We start from the raw sequence: 26743 nt of genomic DNA on the forward strand, positions 1-26743 counted from the left end.
AGCATAAATTCGACAGAAGAGGGCGATGCGGTGCTGGACGATAAGAAAGCGATACGCGCGTGGACGATGTACGACTGGGCAAACTCTTCGTTCGCAACGACGATTATGGCGGCGGTCATGCCGATCTACTACGCTAGCGTCGCGGCTAGCGGCTTGGGAGACGGGAGAGCGACGTCCTATTGGGGATTCACGCAGACGGCCGCGGCGATCGTCGTCGCCGTTCTGTCGCCGCTGCTCGGCGCGATCGCCGACCGATCGGGCGGCAAAAAGCGTTTTCTGGGCGTGTTCACGCTCTTGGGCGCGGCGGCGTGCATCGGAATGGCCTTTATTGGGGAAGGCGATTGGCTCGCGGCTTCGGCGCTCGTGATCGTCGGCATGATCGGCTTCGGAATGGGCGGCACCTTCTATGACGCGCTGCTCAACGACGTAGCCTCGCCCGCGATGCGGGAGCGCGTCAGCGCCAAAGGCTTCGCCATGGGCTATCTGGGCGGCGGCGTGCTGCTTGCGGTCAATCTGGCGCTCATTCTCGGGTATAAGGCATTCGGCTTCAAGGATTCGGCCGGCGCCTCGCAGGTTTCCTTCGCCATGGTCGGCGTATGGTGGGCGCTTTTCTCCCTTCCTTTATTTAAGCACGTACGCGAAGCGAAGGGCATGCCCGGCAGATCGGCGTCTGAGAGCGTGCGTGAGGGATTAGCCCGGCTCGGGCAAACCTTCCGCAGCATTCGGCGTTATCCCGAGCTGTTCAAGTTTATGGTCGCTTACTGGTTTTTCTTCGACGGCATCAATACGATCATCGTCATGGCAACAAGCTACGGGACAGACATCGGCTTGGAGCAAACCGCGTTGATCGGAGCGCTTCTGCTCACGCAGTTCGTCGGATTCCCCGCGACCTGGCTGTTCGGTCGAATGGCGGACCGGATCGGCGGCAAAAAGATGCTTTATGGCGCGCTGTCGGTGTACGTGATCATCGTGCTGCTGGGCTATTTCATGACAAACGAGTACCATTTCTTCGCTCTCGCGCTGCTCGTGGGGCTCGTCCAAGGGGGCGCGCAATCGACGTCGCGGGCGATTTACAGCCGTCTCATTCCGCCGGGGCGCACCGCGGAGTTCAACGGCTTTCTCAGCTTCACGAGCCGGTTTTTCTCGTTCGGCGGCCCGCTCGTATTCGGCGTCGTCGGCGTCCTCACCGGCTCGAGCCGCGCGGCGCTGCTCGCGATCGCGCTCTTTTTCCTCGTCGGCATCGCGCTGCTCGCCCTGGTCAAGCTGGAGAAAGGCTGGCGCGAAGCGACGGAATAAACGAAGGACGCATGCATGCTTCAAGTTTTAGACGACCGGCTCTGCGAAGGTGATCCAGGCGCTGCCGCAGGGCAAGCCGGTCTCGTAGGAAACGTTGCCGACCAGCGATTCGAACGCTGCCTTTGCCGCTGCGGCTTCGCCGGTGCTTCTGGCGCCAAGCCATTGAAGACCGGCGCGGAGCGTCCGCCTGCCGTCTTCGAGGGCGTCGTCCCATAGATCGTATACGCTCTCCTGCCGGATGCGCGTCCGGTCGACCGGATCGATCCAGCCGCTGCGCCTCGCGTTCAGGACGTCCCAGGGCGGAATCGCGCGGGGCGGCGAAAAAGGGGCGAGCATCCCGAACGTCAGCTTGCCTTTCCAGCCCAGCGGATCGAAAAAGAGGCGCTGCGCGGCGACGAACTGACGCACGGACGCATCCAGCATCTCGGCGGTCAGCACGCTTGCGAGTCCCGGATAATGCCTGCCTGATAGCGCGAGCAAGATATTCGTCATGCCTCCGGGCAGCTTCCCGCCCGTGTCGATTTCTTTCGATACGGGCGTTTTTCCCGTATGGATGCCTGCCCGGCGCCACATGACGACCGAATCCATCGCCGTCTCGAATTGCTGATGCTTCCATTTTCCGAATCCGGACAGGCTGAAGATATAAGGGTGAACATGACGATCCAGCAGGTGATGCAGCAAAAAGCCTGCGGCGTAAGCCTCGGCCTCCGTGCTGACGGTGCTCTTGCGCGCAGCGTCGAACAAGTCGACCAGGAAGGGACCGCAGGATACGTTGTGTATGAGGCTCCCTAACCGGTTGGCCGCCGTGTGCGACCGCTGCCAGGGTAGGAACCGGTCGTAAAATAAAAAATCGGGACCCTGGCAGCCGAGCTGAAAAGCGTTCCGCAGCGCGGGATCGCTAAGGTACGGAAGCTCAAGTTCCTCCGCGAGCTCTCTTCCGAATTGAATGTGCGCCCACAAATTTGGCATGTTTATCCTCCGGGTTTTCTGAGAAACCATGACTAATGGTGTCGTTTTCAGGCGATTTTTTATAGGGTCTTTTGGCCCATTATCGGTCAAAAGTACCGCGATTTAACGAAAATAAGTATACTTGTCCTATTTATTTAAGTATAATGATGGCAACAAGGCAAGAGAAGCGGTATTTTGTCGAAACGAAGCGAAGACAACGAGTTCCGGCTTATAGAATCGGCTCGCAAGGAGGCATCGCTCGCGAATGAAGGCGGAATATATCAACCCATTCCTGGAATCGGCCCGCATGGTCATCGAGCAAATGGTACAGATCAGGCCCAGCACCGGCCAGCTGGCGGTCAAGGATATCCAGTTCGTAGACAATCACGTATGGATCCAGATCGGGCTCACGGGCCACATGAGCGGCGACATCGTATTCGGTTTAAGCGAATCGGTCGCGCTGAAGATCATATCCGCGATGATGGGCGGGTTCACCATCACGGAGATCGACGATATGGGCAAGAGCGCCATCTCCGAACTGGGGAACATGATCAGCGGCAATGCATCGACCATTTTGTTCAACCAAGGCGTCCATGTCGATATTACGCCGCCGCGCATCGTTCATTCGATGCTTGAGAGTCACGGAGAGGTTCGCCGCGCTTTGGCGGTTCCTCTGATCATGGACGGAATCGGCGAGATGGAAATTCAGGTATTGATCGCTTAGTTCGCGCGGTGCCGTCCTTCCGGGCGGCGTGACATATCGTCGTACCGATCGATATGCTACAATAAGGAAGCCCCGTTGGGGCTTTTTTTTAACGCCCAATTGCAATGGAGGAGCGCAAGCCGGATCCATGCACCTATAAATAGCTCGGCTGCGGTCGATGTCCGATCCAGCGGGCGGCGAGAAGGAGAATGGCCATGTCATCCATAGACCTGCGCGGCCGGATCGTGCTCTTGACCGGCGCCTCGAGCGGGATCGGCGCGCTGGCCGCCCGCATGCTGGCGGAACGAGGCGCGGTGCCCGTGCTGGCCGCCCGTTCGGCGGACAAGCTGGCAGCCGTCTCGGATGGAATCCGGGGCGAGCACGCCGTATTCGAATGCGACGTGCGGAGCGCGGCGTCCGTCGACGAGACCGTCGCGCTGACGCTCGAGCGCTTCGGGCGCATCGACGCGCTGGTTAACAATGCCGGGTACGGAGAGTTCCTTCCTTTCGAGGAGACGGAACTGTCGCGGTTTGAAGCCATGATGGACGTCAATTATATGGGTACCGTGCGGTTCTGCAAAGCCGTGTATCCGGCCATGAAGCGGGCGGGAGCCGGTCACATCGTCAATGTCGCCTCGATCGCGGGCAAGATCGGAACGGCCAAGGCGACCGGTTATGCCGCTTCCAAGCACGCCGTGCTGGGCTTCACCAATTCGCTGCGGCAAGAGCTGCGGGGCAGCGACATCAAGATCTCCGCGCTCAATCCCGGGCCGATCGATACGCCTTTTTTTGATCGTGCGGATCCGGGGGGGACGTACAAGCGCAATATCCGGCGTTTTCTAATGCAGCCGGATACAGTCGCGCAGGCATTGGTGCGGCTGCTGGAGACCGGCAAGGCGGAGCGGGATCTGCCCTGGGTGTCCGCCGCCGGCGCGAAGCTGATCCAACTGTTCCCGGTACTTACGGCGGGCGTCGCAGCCCGACTGCTGAACAAGAAATGACGGCCCTGCCGATGAGCATGGCCGCAAAGGAGAATGGACGATGTCGGAAGAACAAATAGAACGACAGGAAGAACTGGGGGGCGCTTCGGCCGAGACGCAGGTTGAGGACAAAGCGACTGAGGGGAACCTGGAAGAAAGCGTCGGCGGAAATGCCGAGGGAAATGCCGAAGGAAGTGCCGAAGGAAGTGCCGAAGGAAGTGCCGAAATCGCTAAGAAGCGCACGTTTAACGGCCTCGGGCTTGGAGCGGCGCTGAGCGACGCGCTTGCCGCGGCAGGCATCCTGGAGCCGACCCCGGTGCAGGCGGGCGTCATTCCCGAGCTGTTGGCCGGCAGGGACGGCGTGCTGCGGTCTCCGACGGGCTCGGGCAAGACGCTGGCTTATCTGCTGCCGCTGCTGCAGCGGGTCGATCCTGCGAAGCGCGAGACGCAGGCCGTCGTCATCGCGCCGACGCAAGAGTTGGCGATGCAGATCGTGCGCGTATCGGAGAAGTACGGCGAGCCGCTCGGCGTCAAGACGGTCGCTTTGATCGGCGGCGCCGCGCTGTCGCGGCAGTTGGATCGTATGAAGGGCAAGCCGGCGATCGTCGTCGGCACGCCGGGACGGATTCGCGAGGTCGCCTCGCTCCGCAAGCTGTCGCTTCATGCGGTCAGGCATGTGGTCGTCGACGAGACCGACCGCGTCTTTTCGCTGGGGGGCAAGAGCGATGTCGAGTTCGTGCTGAAGGGCGCCGCAAAAGACAAGCAGACCGTGTTCGTGTCGGCGACGCGCTCGGATACGATGAGAGCCGCCGAAGCCAAATGGCTGCGCGACCCGTGGGAGACGACGGTTCGGCAGGAGCAGGAGCCGGGGCTGCCGCAGACGATCGAGCATCTGTACCTGGTCAGCGATCCTCGGGACAAGATCGATCTGGTTCGGCGTCTCGTGCGCACGATGAAGCCGGCTTCGACGCTGCTGTTCGTGAACGACATCGAGCGAATCGGCGAGCTGCTCGCCAAGCTGCGCTTCGAAGGCTTCGCGGTGGATGCGCTATACGGCGACACGCCCGGACGGGAGCGCGGGGAGGTCCTCCGCAAGTTCCGCGAGGGTAAAACGAAGCTGCTGGTCGCGTCCGACGTGGCCGCTCGAGGCCTAGACGTGCAGGAGCTCGCGCTCGTGCTGCAGTTCGAGCCGGCGCTCGACGCGGACCACTACGTGCACCGGGCGGGACGCACCGGCCGGATGGGGCGGAGCGGGACGTCCATTACAATCGTGACGCCCAAGGAGCAGTTCATCATGGACAAGCTGGGCAAGCAGCTGCGCATCGAGATCAGCGAGCGGCGTCTCGCGCACGGTAAGCTCGAAGGCTTGAAGGACGATCGGTCCGGTCCGCGAGGAAAAGGTGCTGCCGGCGCCTGGACAGCTGCCGGCGGCACGGGGACGTCAAGGGCCCCGGCAGGCGGAGCGGGGGCTCCGAGACCTGCGGCCGGCGGTCATACGGGAGCGGAGGCCGGCTCGAAGAAGGCCGGAGCCGGGTACCAAGCCGACGGGGCCAAGCGTCCGTCCGGAGCCGCAGGCGGCAAGCCGGCAGCCGAGCAGACGATCGCCGGCGGACCGAAGCGGACGGTCGGAGCCGTTGGAGCGAAGCGAACCGGCAGCGCAGGATCAGGCCAAGGGCCACGGGCCGGAACTGCAGGCGGGTCGGCTGGAGCGAATGCGAAGCCGGCAAAGCGGGATGCGGTCGCAGCGGGCACGCCCAAGGCAGGGAAAGGCGGCGGCAAATCGACGCCGCCCGCGCGTCCGGCCGCCAAGGGCAAGGTCAAGCAAGATCGGGAGCGCGACAGCAAAAATAAAGGGGCGCCGCGCTGGCTGAAGGAAAAGCGGGCGAACAACGTCACGCCAACCGAATAGAAGCGGCGCCTTCGGGCGAACGGGGCGATGCGGCTGTCCATGCCGCATCGCCCTGTTTTGGTTTCTTAGTGCGAGCTGTTGGTCAACGATCGGAGCGCAGCGCAGCATGAGACAAGCGTACCAAAATCTGAGCTTCCATTTTTCCGAATAGGAGAAGAGATGCAAGCGGGTTGCGGCTTCGCTATAATGAATAGATATCCGTCCATTTGAGGAGGTTGCGAACCGATGGCAACCGCGTTAACGCTAGACAAGCTGACAGGAGGATACAGCACCCGCAAGCCTGTCCTTCATGAAGTCAGCTTCGATATACAGCCTGGAGAGATGATGGGGCTCATCGGCCTGAACGGCGCAGGCAAGAGCACCGCCATTAAGCATGTATTGGGGCTGATGCTGCCGCAGTCGGGCGAAGTGCGGGTCGCAGGCTTGCGGCTGGAGGACGACCGCGACCGTTATAGGTCATCCTGCGCTTACGTACCCGAGCAGCCGTCCTTGTTCCCCAACTTGACGGTATCCGAGCATTTGCGCTGGACGGAGACGGCCTATGGCATAGACGCCCAGGTGGCGGCGCGCAGGACCGAGGCGCTTGCCGAGACGTTCCGCATGAAGCATGCGATGGGGGCGCTGCCCGGGACGTTGTCCAAAGGGATGCGACAGAAGGTTATGCTGATGAACGCGCTGCTCGTCTCGCCGCCGCTGCTCATCATCGACGAGCCGTTCCTGGGGCTCGATCCGCTCGCGACGCGGGCGCTCGTCCAGGCGCTCAACGAGGCGAGGTCGGCAGGCTCGGCTATTTTGCTCAGCTCGCATATTTTACCTGCGCTTGAGCGTAACGCGGATCGAATCGTCGTCCTGCACCAGGGACACATCCTGGCCAGCGGCACGCCGAGCGAGGTCAAGCAAGCGGCTGGCGCAGCAGGCCCCGACTATACGCTAGACGATGCGTTCGAGCGATTGATCCTGGCCGCCGACGAGAAGGCCGCGCCGCCGGAAGGAGGCGCCGCCCGTGGCTGATCCGGTTCATAGGGAAAAGCTCCGGGAAGTCGGGGAATGGCGGCGCGGACGGGCGTCGGCGTTCCGGCACGAGATATTCCCCTATCTGCGTTACGTAGCGCAGAGCGGCTTCGCAATGCTGCTGGCCGCGATCGGCATTACGCTGCTCGCCGGCTATGCCGGCCTGTTGTCCGATATGCCGCCGGCCTGGCCCGCCGACGTCGTCGGCGTCGTTCTCATTTTTTTCGTTTCGATCTACACGCCGCTTCGCAGCTATCTCCAGCCGGCCGATACCGTGTTCCTGCTGCCGGCAGAATCACGCGTGCTATCGGCCAATCTGTTTCCGGCGCTGCGCATATCGGCCCTCTTTGGCGCGATTCGCGCGTTGGTCGTCTTCGTTATTTTTGCGCCGCTGTACGCCAAGGCGCCGGTCACGGCCGACGCTGCGCCGTCTCAGCCGGCCGCTTGGGCCTCGCTGGCGGCTGCGATCGCGCTGCTGGCTGCCTGGAATACATATGCCGCCTGGCAGGAACGCAGAGCCGTGTCGGCAACCGCCCGCCTGGCCCTGCGCTTTGCCCGCTGGACGGCCGTCCTGCTTGCCGCAGCCGCGCTGCTGACCAAGCCGCTGTTGCTTGCAGCCGGCTTTGCGCTGCTTGCCGCGGCCGCCGTGTCGGCGGCAGCGCTGCTCACGCCCCGCCACCGGTTGCCGTGGGATCGCCTGATCGCGGAGGAAGGCGCCGCGCGCAGGCGCTGGCTGTCTTTCCTCGGCTGGTTCGTGGACATCCCGACCGAGGCGCCTCCCGCTTCTTCGCGGGCCTGGATCGCTTGGGTCGCGGATCGGGTGCCGCGGAGTCGGCGATTCGCATGGCATTTTCTATATGCGAAAACGTTTTTGCGCGGCGACGCGTTCGGCGCCTTCTGGCGCTGGTGCACGCTGATGGCCGTCATCGCGCTGTTTGCCCGTTCGACCGCTGTCGACGTGATGGTGTACGTCGTAGGATTGGTCGTCGGCGGACTGCAGCTCACCGAGCTTGGACGCATCCGTTTTGCCGAGCATGCTTCCGTCGTGCCGCTCTCCCCGGAGGGGAGGAATAAGGCAGCGTCGGCGGTCGTCCGGGCGGCGGGACTCGCCGCCGCTGCGCTTCTCTGGCTGATCGCTTGGGTGCCGCACGCCGCTTCCTCGCCGACTTGGTGGCTGATCGCGCTTGCGCTCGCGCTCGGATGGACGGGGTGGCTGCTGCCGAGACGATTAGCCGCGAGAGACGAAGATGAAGAGCTTTAACGTACAACATACAAATGAAGAGAAGGAAATCAGACCCTGTTAGCGAATAGTACTTTGTAACCAATAAATCCGGATTTGATCTCCTTCAAATGGCGCAGTGCAGCCCGTTCATAAATGTGTATGAACGAATAAATCCGGATACGGTCCGAAATAAATACAAATTAAAACGAATAGCAGTAACTGGAAGGAGCGATCTATGGGCGGATTTTTGACAAACCTCGCCCTGCACGTCATCCCCGGCGCGATGCTCGGCTGGCTTTCGGCCGAGGTCTTTCTTCGCAACCCGCTGCACCGGTTGAATCGTCTGGCCTCGATTCTGTTCGCTTTAATGGCGTTACAGTTTGGCGCTTCGTTTCTGGCTTCTTTTTTTCCCGAGACAGACGCTGCAAAGCTCGTCAACGGACTCTTGATCGTTCCGACTTGTGTGCTTGGCTTCCTGATGATGCTCTTCGTTCGCCAGCTTAGCAATCAGGCAGGCAAGTTCAAACCTCCTGCGAGCTATCTTGACATCGCGTTGGCCGTACCTCTTGTTTTTATTGTGTTGGTTATTTCCCAGCCGAGCGTCTATGGTGCGTACGCGGAATACTCAGGGGAGCTGGATCAGGGAGCGGGCGGGCGTTCAGGATTGATCATCTTGGCGACGACGGTATGGCTATACGTTTCTGCCGTCTGGCTGATCGGTTGGAAAACGGCCCGAAAAACTGCCGGTTCGATCCGCTCGCAGCATGTTCAGGCGGGTTTCGCCATCTTGGCCGGAGCGGTCGTGACAGCAGCCGCCGTGTTGGCGAGACTAAACGGAATGCCGGCGGAATGCGCGCATCTGATGGGATTATTCGCCGTTTTGCTCTTTGCTTTTTTCATTCGCAGAGCGATTTTGCATTATGGACTTATGCCCTCTGTTTTAGAAAAGTACAGAGTACTGTTCGAGCTGTCTCCGTTCGGCGTGCTTCTGCTGGACGCACACGGAGCGATTCGCGAGGCGAATCCGGTCGTTAAGCTGCTGCTCGGCCTGCCGCCGGCAGAGCTCATCGGCAAGCCGGTGTCCATGTTTCTCGACAAAGGCGAAAGATTACCGCTGGACGGGATCGGATCGACGATGATGGAGATCAGTATGGTTGATTTTTCGGGCGAGTCCAAACGTATGACTGTCCATCTCAGCGAAGTGACAGCCGAAGGCGAGCGTATGTACTGCGTCGTACTGCAGGACGAGACGGGCCGCAAAAAAGCGGAAGAGGAGATCTGGTATCTGGCCTACCACGATGCATTGACGGGCGTGGGCAATCGACTCTACTTCCAGGAGACCATCTCCTCGTTCCTTCAAAATGGTTCGGAGGGCGCGCTGCTGCTGCTTGATCTGGATCGCTTCAAAGCAGTGAACGATCGGCATGGTCATCAAGCCGGGGACAATCTTTTATGCGAGATTGCCTCCAAATTAAGAGAGTGCACGCCTACCAGCGGGATGCTGTTCAGGCTTGGCGGCGACGAATTCGCAATCGTGCTGCCCGATGTCGGCGATACTTGGGAGCCTGCGGCGACTGCGCAGCATCTGTTGGACGGCTTGACGGGGCATCGCGGCGCGATCTCGTCGGACTCTCCCGTAACGGTCAGCATCGGGATCTCCCTCTGGCCGGCACACGGAAACGATACGACTTCCCTGCTGCACGCGGCGGATACTGCCATGTACAAGTCCAAGGACCTTGGGCGCAATCGCTATAGCTTGTACGCCAACGAGTATGCCGGAACAAGCGCATAAACGGCAAAAGGCCTTGCCCGTCATCGGAAGATGAGAAGGGCAAGGCCTTTTGCATCACATGGCTGAGCATGGCAGCGGAGATTATGCTTGCTCGGCCGCTTCGGCTTTAATCTCGGATACGGCTGCGTAGATCCGATCGAACAGATCCTCCAGGTACGGTTCCTCGATACAAGAAAATGCGACGCGCAAATCGTTCTCGCCCAGCGCGATCGTGCCGACTTCATAGCGGTCGAGCAAGCGTTGACGGACGGTTTCCGCGCTGATCCCGTCGAGACGCAGGCACATGAAATAGCCGGAATTAAACGGATAATAGCTCCAGACGCCTGCATACTTGCCGCTGTCGAGCAGGCTCTTAACCTTATTCGCGCGGCCCTTCATGATCGCATACTTTTCCGCTTTTTGCGCTTCAAAATCAGGCGATTTGAGCGCGTCGAGCACGAAGGTTTGCGACGGATGAGGTCCGCTGGAGATCGTCGCGCGGATGATGCCGAGCGTCTTCTGCTCGAGCGCGGCGAGCGCAGCTTCCGAAGTTCCGCCATAGGTAATGAAGCCGACGCGGAAGCCCCAGACGTATTCTTCTTTGGTGGCGCCGTCGATCTTGACCGGGAGTACACGCTCGTGCAGGCCGCACAGTGCGCCGAAGAGCGATTCGTGCATCGAGTCTTCGAAGAATAGCGCAAAGTACGCATCGTCGGTCACCGCCACGACGTTGATGCCGGCTTCGGCGGCGTCCTTAATCGCCGCGACGATCGCGGCGCCTTCCGCGCGGCTCGGCGTATAGCCGGTCGGGTTATTCGGGAAGTTGAGCAGCACGATCGCTTTGCCCTGTTCTTTACGGGAGAGCAGCGCCTCGCGCAAGCCTTGTGCGTTGAACAGGCCGTCTGCGCCGTAAAGCGGGTATTCCACGATCTCTGCGCCGCGGCGAACGCCAAAGGTGAGTTCGTAGTTTTCCCAGTTCTTATCGGGGATAATTACGGCGTCACCGACATCGGCGAACAGATCGGCGACGATGCTGAGGCCATGCGTCAGCGCGTTCGTAACGACGGGCAGGCTGAACGTCTTGCCCTGCAGCGAAGGGTTCTCCTTCAGCATTTTTTCGCGCCATGCGGTACGGAGCTCAGGTTTGCCAGCCGGCGGCGCATATTCGTAAATGTCCTTGGGGTTAAAAGCGGACAATTTGTCTTGGATCATTTTCAGGTGCATCGGCTGCCCGTTTTCCGTCGCGATACCGATCGTCGCGTTATACCTTTTCGCTTTTTGCTTCGCTTCGGCAGATTGGCTCAGGATGCCTATCTTGGGAAAATAAATGGCCTTGCCGAGTCCGGAGAGCATCTCCGCGAATCGAGGCTGTTCCTTGGCGATGGTGTCGTTGAGCTGTTGCGCGAGGGGGTTCATTGCCGTCATCCTTCCACATGATCGAGTTCCCTGGTGAGAAAATTTCTCAGGCAGGGCATCAGTTGCTATTATACACGATCGTACCATACGCGTCACCCGCGCGGCTGTTTGGAAGTTGAACAATCCATAAGCGATTTTGCGTGAATGTGCTTATTTTGGCTTCGGGGCCCATTCCTTCATGAAAGCGACGGTGAGCGGGTCTCCCGGGCGACCTCTTCCTTCCAGGCCTTCGACGACGTCACCGCGTTTTTTCTCAGAGAGGTTCTGTCCGAATTTGAACTTGCCCGTCATCTCCTCGATGTTTAGGCGCATCACGGCTACGCCCTTAAGTTGCAAAGCATACTTCGGATGGCTGGCATCGATCGTCAGGTGCCCGCCCTCCGGCTGAAGCTTGCTCATCAGCGCGGATAGCGCCTCCGCTTTCTCAGTTGCGTCTTCGACCTGATCGACCCGGCCACGAATCCGGACGGAGCGGAAGTATAGCGTAGCGGGGCAGGCCATCAGCGGATCGCTATAATAGGAAGGGATAAAAGCGTGCGCCTCGTAAACGACGAACTCCGCCCGGTCGTCCTCAGCGATGCCGTTCATTTTCTCCCCCTTTTTGCTCCCGTGAAAATAGACAGAGCCATCCGAGTAAGCGTAATTTAGCGGCACTGCCTTCGGCCAGTCATCGTTGCCCCTGAAAGTCAACACGCCGTCGTCCCGTTCGTTCAGGAACGCTTCGCATATTTCGCGATCTTCCACATTAAACTCTTTTCTGCGCATATTGCCGCCTCCTGTCTTCGTGTGAGTTTTATTCTAAGCCCATCATTGACAAGTCAAAAGATCCAATTTACATTAAAAATATTGGTCCATTGCAAAGAGAAGGTTGGCTGCTATGAGTATCCAGGTTCCCTACAATGTGCATTTATCCGTATGCGGCGTCAAGCACCTCGCCTTGTACCAGGCAATTCGCGACAGTATCGTCGGCGGCCAGCTCCGGCCCGGGACCAAGCTCCCCTCAACGCGGACGTTGGCCGAATCGTACGGACTGTCCCGCGGCAGCGTGAGCATCGCTTACGAGATGCTTGCTGCAGAGGGCTACGTGCGCGCATCGGTTGGGCGGGGCACCTATGTAGCTGGGGAAGAGGCGCGCGTCTCGAATCCGGTCTCGGTCTCGCAGCCGGACTCGGCTATGATGACGAAGTCCAAATTATATGCAGGGTCCCCCGGCCCCGATGTGGAACAGGCGACGGAACGTTTGACCACTTCAAATTCGGGACTGTCGGCTTGGGGGATCCGTCTTATCCGAGATGCACGGTTGGACGCGGATTACAGGGGGATGTCTCAACCGAACATGTCTCAGCATGCCAATCCAATGCTGGAAGATGCGCAATACGCCGCCCTCAGTGCTTCTTCCAAGGGGCCGTTCGAATCCATTTCCTTCAAGCCACGAGGCATGGGCGAGCAATGGTTCCCCTGGAAGTCGTGGAAGGCTGCCGTATCGGCCGAATGGCGCAGACGCGGTCCCGCGCTTGCGGAAGGGACCCGTACGGCAGCGGGCAGCGCGGAGCTGCGGCGAGCGATCGCAGGGAGGCTGCGACGCGAACGGGGCATCCTGTGCGAAGCGGAGGACATCGTCGTGACGGGCGGCTCGATGCAAGCGATCGCGCTGCTGGCACAGCTGCTGCTCGAGCCCGGCAAGTCGGCCGTCACGGAGGATCCTTGCTATAGCGGCATACAGAGCGCCATTCACGCAAGCGGCGCGACACTGATTCCAGCGCCTATAGACCGGCACGGCATCATACCCGACGATTGGCCGGCCGAGCTGCTGTTCGTAACGCCGACGCGTCAGTTCCCTACCGGCGCCGTACTCAACTACGAGCGCAGAATGGCATTGCTGGATTGGGCCGCCAAGCGAGGCGCCTGGATCGTAGAGGACGACTATGACAGCGAGTTCCGCTGGTCGGGTCGTCCAATCGAGCCGCTCAAGTCGCTCGACAGGCAGGGACGCGTCATTTACATCGGATCGTTTTCTCGAGTGATGCGTCAGGAAGTGCGGATCGGCTACGCGGTACTGCCGCCTGGGATTCACGAGCCGTTTCTGCTGGCCAAGCAGCTCTACGATCCTTATCCTGCGGGCCTGACGGAGCAGCGCGCGCTGGCGGACTGGATGAATCAAGGCGAATATGACCGCCATTTAAGACGCAGCCGCCGTATTTTTAATCGGCTGCAAGGCCAGCTTCGCAAGGAGCTGTCGAAGCTGGGGCCTCTATTTGTCGTACATCCGGCCGACGCGGGTCTGCTGTTGTTCGCTAGTTGGACCGGACAGCCGGATCGGTACGACCGGCTAGCGTCGGCTTGCAAGCAAGCGGGCGTGAGCTGGGGGGACGGTTCGATTTATGCGGTCGAGCAGCGGCCCGACGAACGCACCGCATTGTTCGGCTTTGCGCACCTGGATGAATCCGGCATTGCCAGAGGGATACAGACGATTCGCACAACGGCCGAGAAGATCGGACTTATAGACGAGCGCCAGCTTGGTGAAACTGCATGGCACGAGAACCAAGCAAGGAAAGGGGAGGCGGAAGATGCTTGACGCGTCGCCTGATGCCTACGAGCTCAAGCTTTACCTGGCCAAGATCGTATGCGAGCCGGGCTGGAAGTGGCAGAAACGAGAAAAGCCGCTTGCGAACTACGACTTATTTTACGTCTGGAGCGGAGAAGGCGAGGTTATCCTTAACGGCCAGCCATTCCCCGTAGAAAAAGGCAGCTGCTTCCTTTTCAGACCCGGAGACCGGACGAGCGCTACCCATAATCCACAGAAACCGCTCGTGCTGACCTATATTCACTTCGATGTGAGCGTACCAGTGAAGCTCGTGCCGAAGCCGTATCGAATTTTGAAGGATACGTTTGAATTCGAGCATCTGCTCGCGAGGTATGTGCGGCTCTTCCTTGTCAAGACATTCGCAGCGGAGGAAGAAGCGAGGCTCGTGCTTAAGCAGCTCATCATTCATCTGCTGCGCAACGATCTAGAGGAGCCCGTCGAGCGCAAAGCGAGCAATCAGCTGACAGAGAGCATCCACGAAGTCGCCAACTACATCCGCCAGCATCCCGGAGAGTCCCATCGAGTGGACGATCTGGCAGCGCGAGCCGGCTTGTCGCCGAGGTACTTTTCGGTCAAGTTCAAGGAGCTTATCGGATCGTCGGTTCAGACCTATATGATTCGCACCCGGATCGAGCGGGCGCAGCATCTGCTATTGCACGCGGGCATGAACGTGACCGAAGTCGCCGACGCGCTCGGCTACCGCGATATTTTCTTTTTCAGCCGCCAATTCAAACAATACACAGGCAAGAGCCCCTCGGAGATCCGATAGGGCTCTTTTTTTTTTACGTTGAGCCTATATAACTGCCGCCTATCGGATGAGTCCGATGGTTCAATTTTGACATTACAACGATATCCCCTTCGCGCAGGAAACGCCCAGGAAACGCTTAGGAAACGCCCAGGAAACGCTCAGGAAACGCCCAGGAAACGAGCCGGTAACGCGCTAGTGGTTGGAAGTTAGACGCCTTGCAAGCTCAATAAGCTATCCCCTTCGCGCAGGGAATTATTTTTCTTGAAAAAGTTGGAATAAAAAGCTTGCAACGGATAGGATGAAACAGTTAAAATACGAACATATGATCTTATTTGGTCTGGGGGAAATGGGGATGAGCGCTTTGAACCGTTTGTGCGAGCGGGCACCGACTTTTAACGAAGAAGACTGCGAGATCGCTCTTTTTCGTGCGAAATGGCCTGATGGCTTTCGTTGTCCCCGATGCGAAGGACTCGACTATTATCGCATTGTTTCCCGCGGTCGCAGACTGTTCGAATGCAGCTCATGCTCCCGTCAAACCTCGCTTACCGCCGGCACGATTTTGCAAGGCACCCGCACGCCGCTTGTCAAATGGTTTCAGGCGTTGTTTTTGATGCAGACGGGCATCTCGGCCGTACTTTTGGCCGAGCTTATTCAGGTTACATATAAGACAGCTTGGCTCATCAATCATAAGCTTCGTTTTGCGATCCAAATGCACGATGAGGGCCGGCCGCTGACAGGCGATTTGCAGCTTCTGGGAGATTTCTATGCACGGCCGGTGACCCATCGGCCTTCGGATCCTTTGACATACCGGGACGAGCCTGCCGTCGCAGGTGCATCGATCGATCCGGAGAGCGGAGAGATTGCGGAGGTCAAAATTAAAAGAGTGTCTGCTAAGACATTTAATCGCCGCACGTTTGAGATCGATTCGTTCGGCAGCTTTTTGTGGCGGCATGCAACAGAAGATCGGGCAGGAGATCGGCAGATCGAGATCGTTAAGGCATCGGGACGCGAAGGCGTGACGGCATTGGGCGTCGTATGGCGCGGCGCGATCGGTTGGCTCGCTCGGACGTTCGGAGGCATTGGGCCCAAGCATTTGCAGGCTTATTTGGACGAGTACTGCTTCCGCGTTAATGTACGAACGGACGGTTTTAATGCATTGTTGTCCCTCTGCGGCCGGACCGGTACGATCACACAACCGGAGCTTGTGCGCAAGAGGTGTGGTGTCCGCTCCATCCGCTTGATCGCCCATACGCACGCAGCAAAGCTGTCTCGTTCACTCTGCGTTTCTTGACGGCCCACGTACAAGAGCTTAACTTCGTCCGCCCTTGCGATGTTTATGTCTTTTACATCTCTACATTCTGAATCATTTGATTTTTAAGCGGTCCGTAGAAGTTGTTTAACTTGACATCCAAGTTGTTTCATTAGGCGTCCAACCTGAGCGAATGGGATATCGTGTTAATGAGGAAAAGGGTGGTTTGGATGCAAACTTGCCCCGGCAATAAGAAGGACCGACGGCTGCCACAGAGACGACGAGAAGCCTACTCGTCGCCTCAGGACAGCGTCGGTCCGTTGGTCGTTTATTCTCTGGCAGGGTCCGCGACCAGCGTGCCGAGCAGTTGGCCTACCCGCACCTGATCGCCAGTCTTGAATCCTGGCAGCGGCAGGAAGGTGTCGTCCTCGGTCAGCAGTACGACGGTGGAGCCGAACTCGAAGTAGGCCAGCTCCTGACCGCGCTCGAGCGAGCGAGGGAGAGGCTCTATGTATTTGATGCTGCTGACGTTAAACGCGCCGACCTTTACGACCGCGACCTCTCCGCTGCCGTGGCGCAGGTAGGTGATGAGCCGCTCGTTGCGCGATAGTACTCGCCTCATCAAGGTCAGTCCTCGGTCGTTCACGGGATAGACCCGGCCCGGGATGTGCTCGGTCTCGACGATCTCGCCTGAGCAGGGCGTATGGATCCGATGATAGTCGCTCGGACTCAGGTAAAGAACCCAATAATAACCGCTGCGATATTGGCTCGCGCGGGGAGAGCGGTTCAGCAGCTCTTCCAGAGAGTAGTCCTGTCCCTTTACCTGCATAAGCAGACCATTCTCGATCGGTCCGCAAGCGGCGATTCGCGCGTCCACAGGGCTTACCAGTGCGTCGGGCGTAGCATCGATGGTCCTGCTGCCGGGTACTAGCCGCCGGGTGAAAAACTCGTTGAGCGTTGCGTACTCTGCAAGCGGCTTCTCCGCTTCGTGAACCGGGATCCGGTATACCGCTGCGAATCGGGGAATAAAGCGCCTGCTCAGCGGCGACTTGGCAATGCTCCCTGCTAACCGGGAAATGAATTTGCGCGAAGACAGCTCCGTCATGGCGCGCAGCAGCCAACGGTTCATCGTACGGCCACTCCTTTGCCTCATAGATAGAATTCAGGACTGCGAACGCAAATCGGGCGCAGTCGTTCCCTAGTGTGACATATCGGTGCATAAACTTCAACCTGCCTGAGCGGCGAATTTTTTAAGAAGGGCTTTGTCACACCTATTTGCGGATGATCCGCTTTGCCGCGGGTATTTGCCGTGTCCTATCACCGCTTCCAGGTGTATGCTGTCTAAAATATACAGGACGAGGGGCGTGAACCCGTGAGAGCCGCATTCGTTACGCCTGGCGCGTACCCGGTCCCTGCGCCGCGCGGGGGGTCTGTGGAGCGTGTCGTTGAGAACTTCGTGCCTTTGCTCGCGGATAGCCTCGAGGTTCGTATTTACGGAAAAACCGCGAAGGGACTGCCCCGGCGAGGGATGCTCCACGGCGCCCGCTGCGAACGCGTAAGCGCACCAGGGAAGCGGGCTTACCTGTCGGGCGTCGTCGCGGGACTGCGTACGTACCGGCCGCAGCTCATCGAAGTGGAGAACCGGCCGCGCCTGGTACCGCTGTTAAAACGTCAATTTCCCGGGGCGCGCGTGTGGTTGCATTTGCATTCGAACACCTTCATCTCGGGTAAGGCAATTTCTCCAAGGGAGCTTAGAAGGTGCCTTGGGGCGGCCGATCGGATTCTCGTTAACAGCTTTTTTTTGAAGGCGGATGTCGAGAAAAGGTCGCCTCGTTCGGCTACGAAGCTAGGCGTCGTTTACCCTGGCGTCGATCCTGCTTGGTTCGGCGGGCGAGTCTTGCGAGAGGCCGTACGGAGCGCCCATGGCTGGCAGCACCGCCAGATCGTTTTGTTCGCCGGCCGTCTGATCCCGTTGAAGGGCGTGCATCATCTGCTCGCGGCGCTGCCGGCGCTCGTTCGCCGACATCCGAACGTGCTGCTGGTCATCGTAGGCTCTCCCTTTTACGGCTCCAACCGTACTTCCGCCTACTCGCGCAAGCTGTTGCGTATGGCTAAGCCGTGGCGTCGCCACGTTCACTTCGAGCCTTACGTATCGCACGAGCATATGCCGGCCTGGTTCGGCATGGCGGACATGGCCGTCGTTCCTTCCGTGCGCCGCGAGGCCTTCGGACTTGTCAACGTTGAGGCCATGGCTTCGGGGCTGCCGGTCGTCGCCTGCCGTGTCGGCGGCATGAAGGAAATCGTTGAGGATGGCGTTACAGGCTTTCTGGTCGATCCTCAACGTCTGGCTGCCGAGCTGCCGGATCGGATCTCGCTGCTGCTGGAGGATGAAGCGCTTCGCCTTAGAATGGGCGCTTTGGGGCGCGAACGCGTGCTGGAGCGGTTTACCTGGCGGCATACGGCGGATCGATGGCTATTTGAGCTCCAGCAGGACCTGGAGACGTGAGATAGCAGGGGATAGCAAGAAAAAGCACGCAAGGAAGAAGCCCGCGCGGCCAGGCCGCGCGGGCTTTTAACAGTAAAATTAACCAAAAAACGTGCGGTACAGCAAGTATGCGTTGAGAACCATAATGACGGCAGCGATGATCCAGGCCAGCCACTTCAGCCACGCCTTGTTAGCGAACTCGCCCATTTTGACGTGGTCGGAAGTGAATTTGACGAGCGGGACGACGGCAAAGGACAGCTGTAAGGATAGAATAACCTGGCTTAGGATGAGCAGGTCCATCGTTCCCTTTTCACCGTACAAGGCTGTCACGATAACTGCCGGAATGATCGCGATGAGTCGCGTGATAAGGCGTCTGAGCCAGGGCTTCATCCGGAAGTTCAGGAAGCCTTCCATGACAATCTGGCCCGCGAGTGTGCCGGTCAGCGTAGAGTTCTGTCCCGATGCGAGCAGCGCGACGCCGAACAAGACGGATGCCGCGGCAGTGCCAAGCAGTGGCGCAAGCAGATGGTAGGCTTCGTCGATGTCCGCTACCTCGGAATGGCCGCTCGTGTGGAACGCTGCGGCTGCAATGATCAGAATCGCCGCATTGATAAAGAGGGCAAAGAACAATGCAATCGATGAGTCCCAAGTCGCGAACTTAATGGCTTGACGTTTGCCCGAGGGCGTGCGTTCGTAATCGCGTGTCTGGACAATCGACGAGTGCAGGTAAAGATTGTGCGGCATAACCGTCGCGCCGAGAATGCCGATGCCGATATAGAGCATGGTTGGATTGGAAATGATCTCCGTGCTCGGGACGAAGCCTTTGGCGATGCCCGAGATTGAAGGGTGCGACAGGAACAGCTCGATGCCGAAGCAAGCCCCGATAAGTACGATGAGCGCGATGACGAATGCCTCGATGTAGCGAAAGCCTTTATTCTGAAGGAACAAAATGATAAGGACGTCAAACGCGGTTAAAATAACGCCGTATAGCAACGGAATGCCGAACAGCAAGTTCAACGCGATTGCGGCGCCGATGACCTCAGCCAAGTCGCAGGCAGCGATCGCGAGCTCGCAAAGCGCCCAAAGGCCGACCGCCACAGGCTTGCTGTAATGATCGCGGCACGCTTGGGCAAGGTCTCTGCCCGTGACAATGCCGAGCTTGCCGGACAACGCCTGGAGTACCATCGCCATCAGGTTGGACAGCAGGATAACAGACAGGAGGGCGTATCCGAATTGGGAGCCGCCTGCCAGGTCCGTGGCCCAGTTGCCGGGGTCCATGTAGCCGACTGCGACAAGATAACCTGGGCCGGCAAAGGCCAAAAATTTGCGGATCACCGAGCCCTTGTGCGGTACTTTAAGACTTCTGTGGGCCTCGGGCAGCGACGGCATGCCTTCCTTGTTGCGCCAGCCGCCGGTTGGCGGCGTGCTGAGCGCGGCTTCTTCTTTCATGACGGATCACCTCTTGTTGAGTTAAATATAATCTGCATAAGGCAATAATTTTGGCATACGGGACATAAAGTTGCACTAAGGCAAAACCCTTGTTAGGTTTTAATATACGCCCGAACCCTGAAAAAGTAAACTGCAATTTTGCAGGGTCTTGAAGCCATCGTGACACCCGCCCGGATGCCTGCATAGTATGAGGCAGATCATATTCGGGAAGGAGCCTCACATGAAGACGTCCAAATCGGGAAAAAAGAAGCGGCCGACAAGAAAACCGCTTTACTTTGTAGATAACCCTAACCAACAGGAATTGCAATGGGTCGAAGAGCTGCGCTCGGAGGAATCGGAGAAGGTCGGGTTGCATAGCGCGGCAACTGCGGCGGAACACCAAGCGCCCGCTGCAGAGGATTTTCCGGCCATCCGCAAGGAGCCGGGGATTACGGCGGACCGGCCGCTCATTTCGAAGGAAGCCGCGCAACCTGCTTTGAAGAGAAGTACAGACGAAGGCCAGACAAGACGCAACACGAAGTATCGGCCAAGAATCGACGGCGTGCCTGCCGACGATTTTTCGTCCGGTCTGACGAACGACTTTGTGACGCCTGATACGCTAGACAACTTCGCGCCGACGATTAAGCCGAGTGCTGTTGCCTCCGGCGCCAATGAATTCGTGTCCATATCCGAAACGACGGCACCTGTTATTGAGGATACCAATAAAGAAGACGCCGAGCGTGCCGCTGCAGCGTCCTTAAACGATCCTATCCCTCATGAAAAGAGCCGGCCGAGCGAAGCGCCTTCCCCTGCCTTCGACCGTGAGGCGCGTTACGACAGACTGCTCGAACAGCGGCTGCCGGGCAAGCCGAAGCCGCTCGTTTATACGGACGACCTCGCGGATGCTTCCGTCGCGGAGAGCAAACTCGCGCCTCGCGCCGTACGTACATCCCATATCGATAGCGAGGCGGTAACGACGGCGCAATTGGCCGATTACGCCGTTTCCCAGATTAAGCTGGCCGATCGTTCGGTCAGTGGCCAGAAAATCGCGCAAGAGACGATTACGGGCGAGCACCTGGCTAAAAACGCCGTCTCGGGCCAGAAGCTGCGCGACAAGTCCGTCACGGGCGACAAGCTCAAGGACGGCAGCATCACGTCGGAGAAGTTGGCCGACCGCATCATCAGCGGCGACAAACTGGCTGAGCGCTCTATTGAAGCCAAGCATCTGTCGTTGTCCATCATCACGTCCGAGCTGCTGCAGGAACAATCGATAACTTCTGACAAAATCAAACGCGGCTCCGTGCTGACTGAAAATCTGGCGCACGAAAGCGTGGATACCGCCAAGCTGGCGGACGGCGCCGTGACCGGGTTAAAGATTCGAGACGGCGCGATAGGCGGCTCGAAACTCGCTGCAGGCGCCATCGGTGCAGAGCATCTGACGGCGGGGCTTATTCTCGCCGATCATGTCGCGAACGGAACGCTGCAAGGCAAGCATATCGCAACCGGGGCGATCGGCGGCGATCGTCTGGCTAACGGCGCCGTCAGCGCCGATCAATTGGCGGACGGTGCCGTGAACGGCGCCAAAATCGCCGAACGCGCCGTCGGACCGGCGCACCTGGCGGCCGGCTCGGTGCTTGCGGACCAGCTGGCAAACGGTGCAGTAGGCTCCGCGCATCTTGCGGCTGGCGCAGTCGTCGCGCCTAAAATCGCGGGCGGGGCCGTACAAAGTCCGCATATCGCGCCTGGCGCGATCGAAGCGGGCCACCTTGCCAAAGGCAGCGTCGGCGGCGATCAGCTCGCGCTTGGCGCGGTGGACACGGGAGCCATCCGCGCAAACGCGGTGACTGCGGATCAGTTGGCGGACGGCGCGGTCGGCGGGCAGCAGTTGGCCATCCGATCGGTATCGGCGCACCATCTGAACGACCATGTCGTCACTTCGCTGAAGCTGGCGCCTGAATCGGTTACGGTCGAAAAGCTCGCGGATTTATCAGTCGCGGGCGCGAAGCTCGCGGACGGCAGCGTCTCCGCGGCGAAAATCGTACCGGGCGCGGTCGGCCGATCGGCTGTCGCCAAAGGCGCGATCGGCGGAAACGAGCTCGCGGATCGCGCAGTCGGAGACGTGCATTTGGCTGCCGGCAGCGTGCGCAGGGAAGCGATCCAACCGGGCGCAGTCGGACCGGAACAGCTGGCTGAAGGCAGCGTCGGACATTCGAAGCTCGCGCAGGACGCGGTGGGCGCCGAGCAGTTGCGCTACGGCGCAGTTACCGGCGATGCGCTTGCTGAGGGCGCTGTGTCTGAGCACCATTTGACGAACGACAGCGTAGGTACGGATTCGCTCATCGCGGGTTCGGTCACGACGGATAAGCTGGACGAATCGAGCGTAACGGGCGGCAAGCTGGCAAGCGGTGCGGTGGAAGCCCGTCATTTAAGCGCGGGCAGCGTAAACGCCTCAGCGCTCGCAGCGGGTGCGATTACGTCCGATAAGCTGAGCGAAGGCAGCGTGACGCGGGAAGCGCTGGCCGAGCGCGCTGTGGGCTGGGCGCAGTTGGATGCCATGAGCGTCGGGGAAGCCCAACTGCAGCCGGAAGCCGTGAGGGGGATCCATCTCGGCAGGGGCACGGTATCACTCCGCCACTTATCGTCCGATATGCTGAAAATCGCGGCGCTCGCGGAGAGCCGTATTGATGCGGAGCGGATTGAGGAGGCTGCGGTAACGGCTTACCACCTTCGCTCCAACGCCGTGACGGCCGAGAAGCTGGCGGCTGGCTCGGTGACGTCCGATAAGCTCGCAGACGGCATCGTAAACGAGGATAAGCTCGCAGACGGCGCGGTAACGGTCGACAAGCTTGCCGACGCGAGCGTCACGGCTTCGAGCATCGCGAACGGCGCGATTGGTCGCGGGCACTTGGCATCCGGCGCCATCGGTCCAGGCCAGCTTGATCCGATCTTGCTTGCCGCGATTGCGGAGGCGGGCGCGCCGATCGGCGCGGAACGCTTGGAGGCGAATGCGATCGGCGCCGCCCAGCTTCAGGACGGGGCGGTCACTTCGGCCAAACTGGCTGCAGGCAGCGTGGGATCGTCGGCTCTGGCAGAAGGCAGCGTTACGGCCGACAAGCTCGCTGCCGGAAGCATCGAATCGGCGTCGCTCGCGGATGACAGCGTGACGTCCGGCAAATTGGCTGCCGGCAGCGTCGGCTCGTCGGCGCTGGCCAAGGGCAGCGTGACGTTTGGCAAGCTGGCCGCAGATAGCGTGGATTCGGCGGCGCTGGCGGACGGGAGCGTTGCTGCGAGTAAACTGGCGGCAGGCAGCGTGGGATCGTCCGCGTTGGCCGAAGACAGCGTCACGGCGAGCAAGCTGGCCGCGGCAAGCGTCGATACGCCGGCATTGGCTGATGGCAGCGTAGACGCAAGCAAACTGGCCGCGGAAAGCGTAGGCACAGCCGCGTTGGCTGATGGCAGCGTTACTTCCGGTAAACTAGCCGTCGGCAGCGTGGATGCCGCAAAATTGGCTGCAGGCAGTGTGACTGCGGGCAAACTGGCCCCGTGGAGCGTGGAGTCTGTATCTTTGGTCGACGGCAGCGTAATCGCAAGCAAGCTGGCGGTAGGCAGCGTGAACGCATCGAAGCTGGCCGACGGCAGCGTGACGGCGAGTAAGCTGGCTGATGGCAACGTGACAGCGAGTAAGCTGGCGGATGGTGCTGTAACGACGAGCAAGCTTGCAGCAGGAAGCGTGGATGCGGCAGCCCTTGCCGATGGAAGCGTGGACGAAGGGAAGCTGGCGGATGGCGCTGTAACGACAAGCAAGCTTGCAGCAGGAAGCGTGGACTCGACGGCGCTTGTCGATGGTAGCGTGGACGCGGCGAAGCTGGCTGATGGCGTCGTAACGACGAGCAAGCTTGCAGCTGGAAGCGTCGATTCTGCAATTTTGGCGGATGGTAGTGTGGACGAAGGAAAGCTGGCTGATGGCGCCGTAACGACGAGCAAGATAGCGGCAGGCAGCGTTGATTCTGCAATTTTGGCAGATGGTAGTGTGGACGAAGGAAAGCTGGCTGATGGCGCCGTAACGACGAGCAAGATAGCAGCTGGAAGCGTCGATTCTGCAATTTTGGCAGATAGCAGCGTGAACGAAGCAAAGCTGGCCGATGGGGTCGTAACGACGAGCAAGCTTGCAGCAGGAAGCGTTGATTCTGCAATTTTAGCAGCTGGTAGTGTGGACGAAGGAAAGCTGGCTGATGGCGCCGTAACGACGAGCAAGATAGCGGCAGGCAGCGTGGACGCGGCATCTCTTGCCGATGGTAGCGTGGATGAAGCGAAGCTGGCCGACGGTAGCGTGACGACGAGCAAACTGGCGGCAGGCAGCGTGGGCTCGACGGCGCTAGCCGATGGTAGCGTGGACGCAGGGAAACTGGCCGACGGCGCCGTAACAACGAGCAAGCTTGCAGCAGGCAGCGTGGACTCGGCATCTCTTGCCGATGGTAGCGTGGATGAAGCGAAGCTGGCCGACGGTAGCGTGACGACGAGCAAGCTGGCGGCAGGCAGCGTGGGCTCGACGGCGCTAGCCGATGGTAGCGTGGACGCAGGGAAACTGGCCGACGGCGCCGTAACAACGAGCAAGCTTGCAGCAGGCAGCGTGGACTCGGCATCTCTTGCCGATGGTAGCGTGGATGAAGCGAAGCTGGCCGACGGTAGCGTGACGACGAGCAAACTGGCGGCAGGCAGCGTGGGCTCGACGGCGCTAGCCGATGGTAGTGTGGACGCAGGGAAACTGGCCGACGGCGCCGTAACAACGAGCAAGCTTGCAGCAGGCAGCGTGGACTCTGCATCTCTTGCCGATGGTAGCGTGGATGAAGCTAAGCTGGCGGACGGTGTTGTAACGACAAGTAAGCTGGCAACAAGCAGTGTAAACGGTACAATCTTGGCAGATGGTAGTGTAAATACAGCGAAGCTGGCGGACGGCGTCGTGACAACAAGTAAGTTGGCAACTGGTAGTGTGGATTCGGAAGTTCTGGCTGATGGCAGCGTAAGCTCGGCAAAATTGGCAGATGGCATCGTGACGGCGCGCAAACTGGCAGCGGGTAGCGTGAGCTCGGCGTCTCTAGCGGACAACAGCGTAAACGAAGCAAAGCTGGCCGATGGTAGCGTGACAGCAAGCAAGCTCGCAGCAGGCAGCGTGGATTCGGCAGTCCTAGCGGATGGCAGCATAAATGAGGAAAAGCTTGCTGAGGGTGCCGTAACGACGAGCAAGCTCGCAGCAAGCAGTGTGGACTCGTCGGCCCTAGCCGATAGCAGCGTAAATGAGGCAAAGCTGGCCGATGGTAGCGTTAATGAAGCAAAGTTGGCAGACGGTAGCATAACGACAAGCAAGCTTGCAGTGGGCAGCGTAGATACCACGATCTTGGCGGACAACAGCGTGAACGAAGCAAAGCTAGCGGATGACAGCGTGACGGCGAGTAAGCTTGCAGCAGGCAGTGTGGACTCGCCGGCCCTGGCGGACGGCAGTGTGAACACTGATAAGTTGGCTGAAGGCAGCGTCAATGCTGCACAGCTGGCCGACGGCAGCGTGACAACGAGTAAGTTGGCCGCAGGCAGCGTGGACTCGTCGGCCCTGGCCGATGGCAGCGTGAACGCAGCGAAGCTGGACGACGGCAGTGTAACGACGACCAAGCTTGCAGCAGGCAGCGTGGACTCGTCGGCCCTGGCCGATGGCAGCGTGAACGCAGCGAAGCTGGACGACGGCAGTGTAACGACGACCAAGCTTGCAGCAGGCAGCGTGGACTCGTCGGCCCTGGCCGATGGCAGCGTGAACGCAGCGAAGCTGGACGACGGCAGTGTAACGACGACCAAGCTTGCAGCAGGCAGCGTGGACTCGTCGGCCCTGGCCAACGGTAGCGTTAACGAAGCGAAGCTGGCCGACGGCAGCGTAACAACGAGCAAATTGGCCGCAGGCAGCGTGGACTCTGCGAGCTTGGCCGACGGTGTCGTAACGGCAAGCAAACTTGCAGCAGGCAGCGTTGACACGTCCGCGCTGGCCGACGGCAGCATCACGCTCGAAAAACTCGCTGTCAGCTTCGAAGCTTTCGCATTGGACGCAGGCAGTGTGACGGCCGACAAGCTGGCTGCTGGTAGTGTCGATACGTCCGCGATCGCGTTTTTTGCGGTCGGCACGAACCAGCTTGAAAACAGCGCGGTTACCTTCGACAAGCTGGCGGCTTCGAGTGTCGGCAACATCCACATCGAGGAGCGGTCTGTCGACGGCGGCAAGCTGGCCGAAGGCAGCGTCGACGCGGGGCATATCCGCCAAGGCGCGGTACTGGCCTACCATCTGGGCGAGGGTAGCGTCGAGCGGGAAGCGCTTGGCGAATGGAGCGTGACCGCAAGCAAGATCGCGCCCGGTGCGATCGGCTGCGAACAGCTGTCCGACGGTGCTGTCGGCGGCGACAAACTGCAAGCCGAGAGCGTGAATAACGCGCATCTGGCTGCAGGCGCCGTTACCTTCGACAAGCTCGCGCCCGAGGTTGGCGGACTACTCTCGGATCTGAGCGGCGCGCTCCAGACGACGAAGCTGCAGCTCGCGCAAACGGAGATCAAGCCTGAATCGCCCGCGCTCCCGATGCTTGCTGTCGCGGCGACCGTTCCCGGCGTCGGTCTGGCGTTCGGTCAAGTCGACTATGCGTTCGCCGGCATCGAGGATCGGATCGAGGTGTCCGTCTCGTTCGACGCTCCGTACGCGGACGATTCCTATGTCGTCTTTGCGATGGCGGATCACCCGGGCTGCATCTGCTCCCTCAAGGAGAAATCGGCGGAAAAAGCGACGTTCGACGTCTGCCGCACGCGTCTGACGCCCGCTCCGAACGGCCGCATCCAATGGATGGCCGCCGGCATCAAAGCCAACTGATACGTCACGACTCGCAAGCCCTCGTTCCGCCTACAAGGCGGCGAGGGCTTTTCGCCGCCTTCCCTTTTTTCCAAATGGTACGGGCTTCTGTCTGTCGT

The 26743-nt window shown here is 59.8% G+C and carries 17 protein-coding genes and 1 pseudogene; 13 read left to right on the plus strand and 5 right to left on the minus strand.

All coding sequences use genetic code 11. The features are described from left to right. Positions 1-30: 30 nt before the first annotated feature. Positions 31-1296, plus strand: a complete 1266-nt coding sequence (locus tag ACFSR7_RS20205; RefSeq protein ID WP_378164726.1) for an MFS transporter — start codon at positions 31-33, stop codon at positions 1294-1296. A gap of 27 nt (positions 1297-1323) precedes the next feature. Here the strand turns inward: ACFSR7_RS20205 and ACFSR7_RS20210 are convergent, their stop codons facing one another. Beyond that, positions 1324-2265 carry a zinc dependent phospholipase C family protein gene (locus ACFSR7_RS20210; RefSeq protein WP_378164728.1) on the minus strand — a complete coding sequence of 314 codons (942 nt, stop codon included), beginning with the start codon at positions 2263-2265 and terminating at the stop codon, positions 1324-1326. A gap of 244 nt (positions 2266-2509) precedes the next feature. Between ACFSR7_RS20210 and ACFSR7_RS20215 the strand changes: the two genes are divergently transcribed. The 6 genes from ACFSR7_RS20215 to ACFSR7_RS20240 all read left to right on the plus strand — a co-directional run bounded on the left by ACFSR7_RS20215 (position 2510) and on the right by ACFSR7_RS20240 (position 9861). After that, entirely contained in the window at positions 2510-2968 is a 459-nt protein-coding gene (locus tag ACFSR7_RS20215; protein WP_378164730.1) for a chemotaxis protein CheX, read from the plus strand. A gap of 203 nt (positions 2969-3171) precedes the next feature. Further along, positions 3172-3948, plus strand: a complete 777-nt coding sequence (locus tag ACFSR7_RS20220; protein ID WP_378164971.1) for an SDR family NAD(P)-dependent oxidoreductase — start codon at positions 3172-3174, stop codon at positions 3946-3948. A 40-nt stretch (positions 3949-3988) separates the two neighbouring features. Then, positions 3989-5836: a DEAD/DEAH box helicase gene (locus tag ACFSR7_RS20225; RefSeq protein WP_378164732.1), complete on the plus strand. Its 1848-nt coding sequence runs from the start codon at positions 3989-3991 to the stop codon at positions 5834-5836. Positions 5837-6061: 225 nt separating this feature from the next. Next, on the plus strand, positions 6062-6847 hold the full coding sequence (locus tag ACFSR7_RS20230; RefSeq protein ID WP_378164733.1) for an ABC transporter ATP-binding protein: 786 nt from the start codon (positions 6062-6064) through the stop codon (positions 6845-6847). Then, complete coding sequence (locus ACFSR7_RS20235) at positions 6840-8108, plus strand: ABC transporter permease (protein WP_378164735.1); 1269 nt, start codon at positions 6840-6842, stop codon at positions 8106-8108. The genes ACFSR7_RS20230 and ACFSR7_RS20235 overlap by 8 nt, the downstream gene beginning before the upstream one ends. 196 nt (positions 8109-8304) lie before the next feature. Further along, positions 8305-9861: a diguanylate cyclase domain-containing protein gene (locus ACFSR7_RS20240; RefSeq protein ID WP_378164737.1), complete on the plus strand. Its 1557-nt coding sequence runs from the start codon at positions 8305-8307 to the stop codon at positions 9859-9861. A gap of 81 nt (positions 9862-9942) precedes the next feature. Here ACFSR7_RS20240 and ACFSR7_RS20245 read toward each other — a convergent pair whose 3' ends face one another. Continuing rightward, positions 9943-11256, minus strand: a complete 1314-nt coding sequence (locus ACFSR7_RS20245) for an aminotransferase class I/II-fold pyridoxal phosphate-dependent enzyme (protein ID WP_378164739.1) — start codon at positions 11254-11256, stop codon at positions 9943-9945. A 150-nt stretch (positions 11257-11406) separates the two neighbouring features. Then, positions 11407-12021 (minus strand): pyridoxamine 5'-phosphate oxidase family protein, encoded by a 615-nt coding sequence (locus tag ACFSR7_RS20250; protein ID WP_378164741.1) that lies wholly within the window; start codon positions 12019-12021, stop codon positions 11407-11409. A 112-nt stretch (positions 12022-12133) separates the two neighbouring features. On the opposite strand from ACFSR7_RS20250, the gene ACFSR7_RS20255 reads away from it, so the two are divergent. The 4 genes and pseudogenes from ACFSR7_RS20255 (at position 12134) to ACFSR7_RS20270 (ending at position 15879) form a co-directional block, all read left to right on the plus strand. Beyond that, on the plus strand, positions 12134-13831 hold the full coding sequence (locus ACFSR7_RS20255) for an aminotransferase-like domain-containing protein (RefSeq protein WP_378164743.1): 1698 nt from the start codon (positions 12134-12136) through the stop codon (positions 13829-13831). Further along, positions 13824-14609, plus strand: a complete 786-nt coding sequence (locus tag ACFSR7_RS20260) for a helix-turn-helix domain-containing protein (RefSeq protein ID WP_378164745.1) — start codon at positions 13824-13826, stop codon at positions 14607-14609. Before ACFSR7_RS20255 ends, ACFSR7_RS20260 begins: the two co-directional genes overlap by 8 nt. Before the next feature lie 331 nt (positions 14610-14940). Beyond that, positions 14941-15111: pseudogene (locus ACFSR7_RS20265) on the plus strand (transposase); the annotation flags it as partial. An 87-nt stretch (positions 15112-15198) separates the two neighbouring features. Beyond that, positions 15199-15879: a hypothetical protein gene (locus ACFSR7_RS20270; RefSeq protein ID WP_378164978.1), complete on the plus strand. Its 681-nt coding sequence runs from the start codon at positions 15199-15201 to the stop codon at positions 15877-15879. 286 nt (positions 15880-16165) lie between these two features. Here the strand turns inward: ACFSR7_RS20270 and asd are convergent, their stop codons facing one another. Continuing rightward, a complete protein-coding gene (gene asd / locus ACFSR7_RS20275) occupies positions 16166-16966 on the minus strand; it encodes an archaetidylserine decarboxylase (RefSeq protein WP_378164747.1) in 801 nt (266 codons plus the stop codon). Positions 16967-17209: 243 nt separating this feature from the next. Here asd and ACFSR7_RS20280 point away from each other — a divergent pair, with 243 nt between their 5' ends. Further along, a complete protein-coding gene (locus ACFSR7_RS20280; RefSeq protein ID WP_378164749.1) occupies positions 17210-18343 on the plus strand; it encodes a glycosyltransferase family 4 protein in 1134 nt (377 codons plus the stop codon). A gap of 78 nt (positions 18344-18421) precedes the next feature. Here ACFSR7_RS20280 and ACFSR7_RS20285 read toward each other — a convergent pair whose 3' ends face one another. Continuing rightward, a complete protein-coding gene (locus tag ACFSR7_RS20285; protein ID WP_378164751.1) occupies positions 18422-19771 on the minus strand; it encodes an Nramp family divalent metal transporter in 1350 nt (449 codons plus the stop codon). A 220-nt stretch (positions 19772-19991) separates the two neighbouring features. On the opposite strand from ACFSR7_RS20285, the gene ACFSR7_RS20290 reads away from it, so the two are divergent. After that, positions 19992-26645 carry a WIAG-tail domain gene (locus tag ACFSR7_RS20290; RefSeq protein WP_378164753.1) on the plus strand — a complete coding sequence of 2218 codons (6654 nt, stop codon included), beginning with the start codon at positions 19992-19994 and terminating at the stop codon, positions 26643-26645. Positions 26646-26743 lie beyond the last annotated feature (98 nt).

The sequence above is a fragment of the Cohnella sp. GCM10020058 genome (assembly GCF_042683485.1).
Lineage (GTDB): Bacteria > Bacillota > Bacilli > Paenibacillales > Paenibacillaceae > Cohnella.

Excerpts from the sequence above, each read along its gene's own strand:
- ACFSR7_RS20210 (WP_378164728.1), bottom strand. The coding sequence starts at position 2,265 with ATGCCAAATTTGTGGGCGCACATTCAATTCGGAAGAGAGCTCGCGGAG.
- ACFSR7_RS20215 (WP_378164730.1), top strand. The coding sequence starts at position 2,510 with ATGAAGGCGGAATATATCAACCCATTCCTGGAATCGGCCCGCATGGTC.
- ACFSR7_RS20225 (WP_378164732.1), top strand. The coding sequence starts at position 3,989 with ATGTCGGAAGAACAAATAGAACGACAGGAAGAACTGGGGGGCGCTTCG.
- ACFSR7_RS20230 (WP_378164733.1), top strand. The coding sequence starts at position 6,062 with ATGGCAACCGCGTTAACGCTAGACAAGCTGACAGGAGGATACAGCACC.
- ACFSR7_RS20240 (WP_378164737.1), top strand. The coding sequence starts at position 8,305 with ATGGGCGGATTTTTGACAAACCTCGCCCTGCACGTCATCCCCGGCGCG.
- ACFSR7_RS20245 (WP_378164739.1), bottom strand. The coding sequence starts at position 11,256 with ATGAACCCCCTCGCGCAACAGCTCAACGACACCATCGCCAAGGAACAG.
- ACFSR7_RS20250 (WP_378164741.1), bottom strand. The coding sequence starts at position 12,021 with ATGCGCAGAAAAGAGTTTAATGTGGAAGATCGCGAAATATGCGAAGCG.
- ACFSR7_RS20255 (WP_378164743.1), top strand. The coding sequence starts at position 12,134 with ATGAGTATCCAGGTTCCCTACAATGTGCATTTATCCGTATGCGGCGTC.
- ACFSR7_RS20260 (WP_378164745.1), top strand. The coding sequence starts at position 13,824 with ATGCTTGACGCGTCGCCTGATGCCTACGAGCTCAAGCTTTACCTGGCC.
- ACFSR7_RS20270 (WP_378164978.1), top strand. The coding sequence starts at position 15,199 with ATGCAGACGGGCATCTCGGCCGTACTTTTGGCCGAGCTTATTCAGGTT.
- asd (WP_378164747.1), bottom strand. The coding sequence starts at position 16,966 with ATGAACCGTTGGCTGCTGCGCGCCATGACGGAGCTGTCTTCGCGCAAA.
- ACFSR7_RS20285 (WP_378164751.1), bottom strand. The coding sequence starts at position 19,771 with ATGAAAGAAGAAGCCGCGCTCAGCACGCCGCCAACCGGCGGCTGGCGC.
- ACFSR7_RS20290 (WP_378164753.1), top strand. The coding sequence starts at position 19,992 with ATGAAGACGTCCAAATCGGGAAAAAAGAAGCGGCCGACAAGAAAACCG.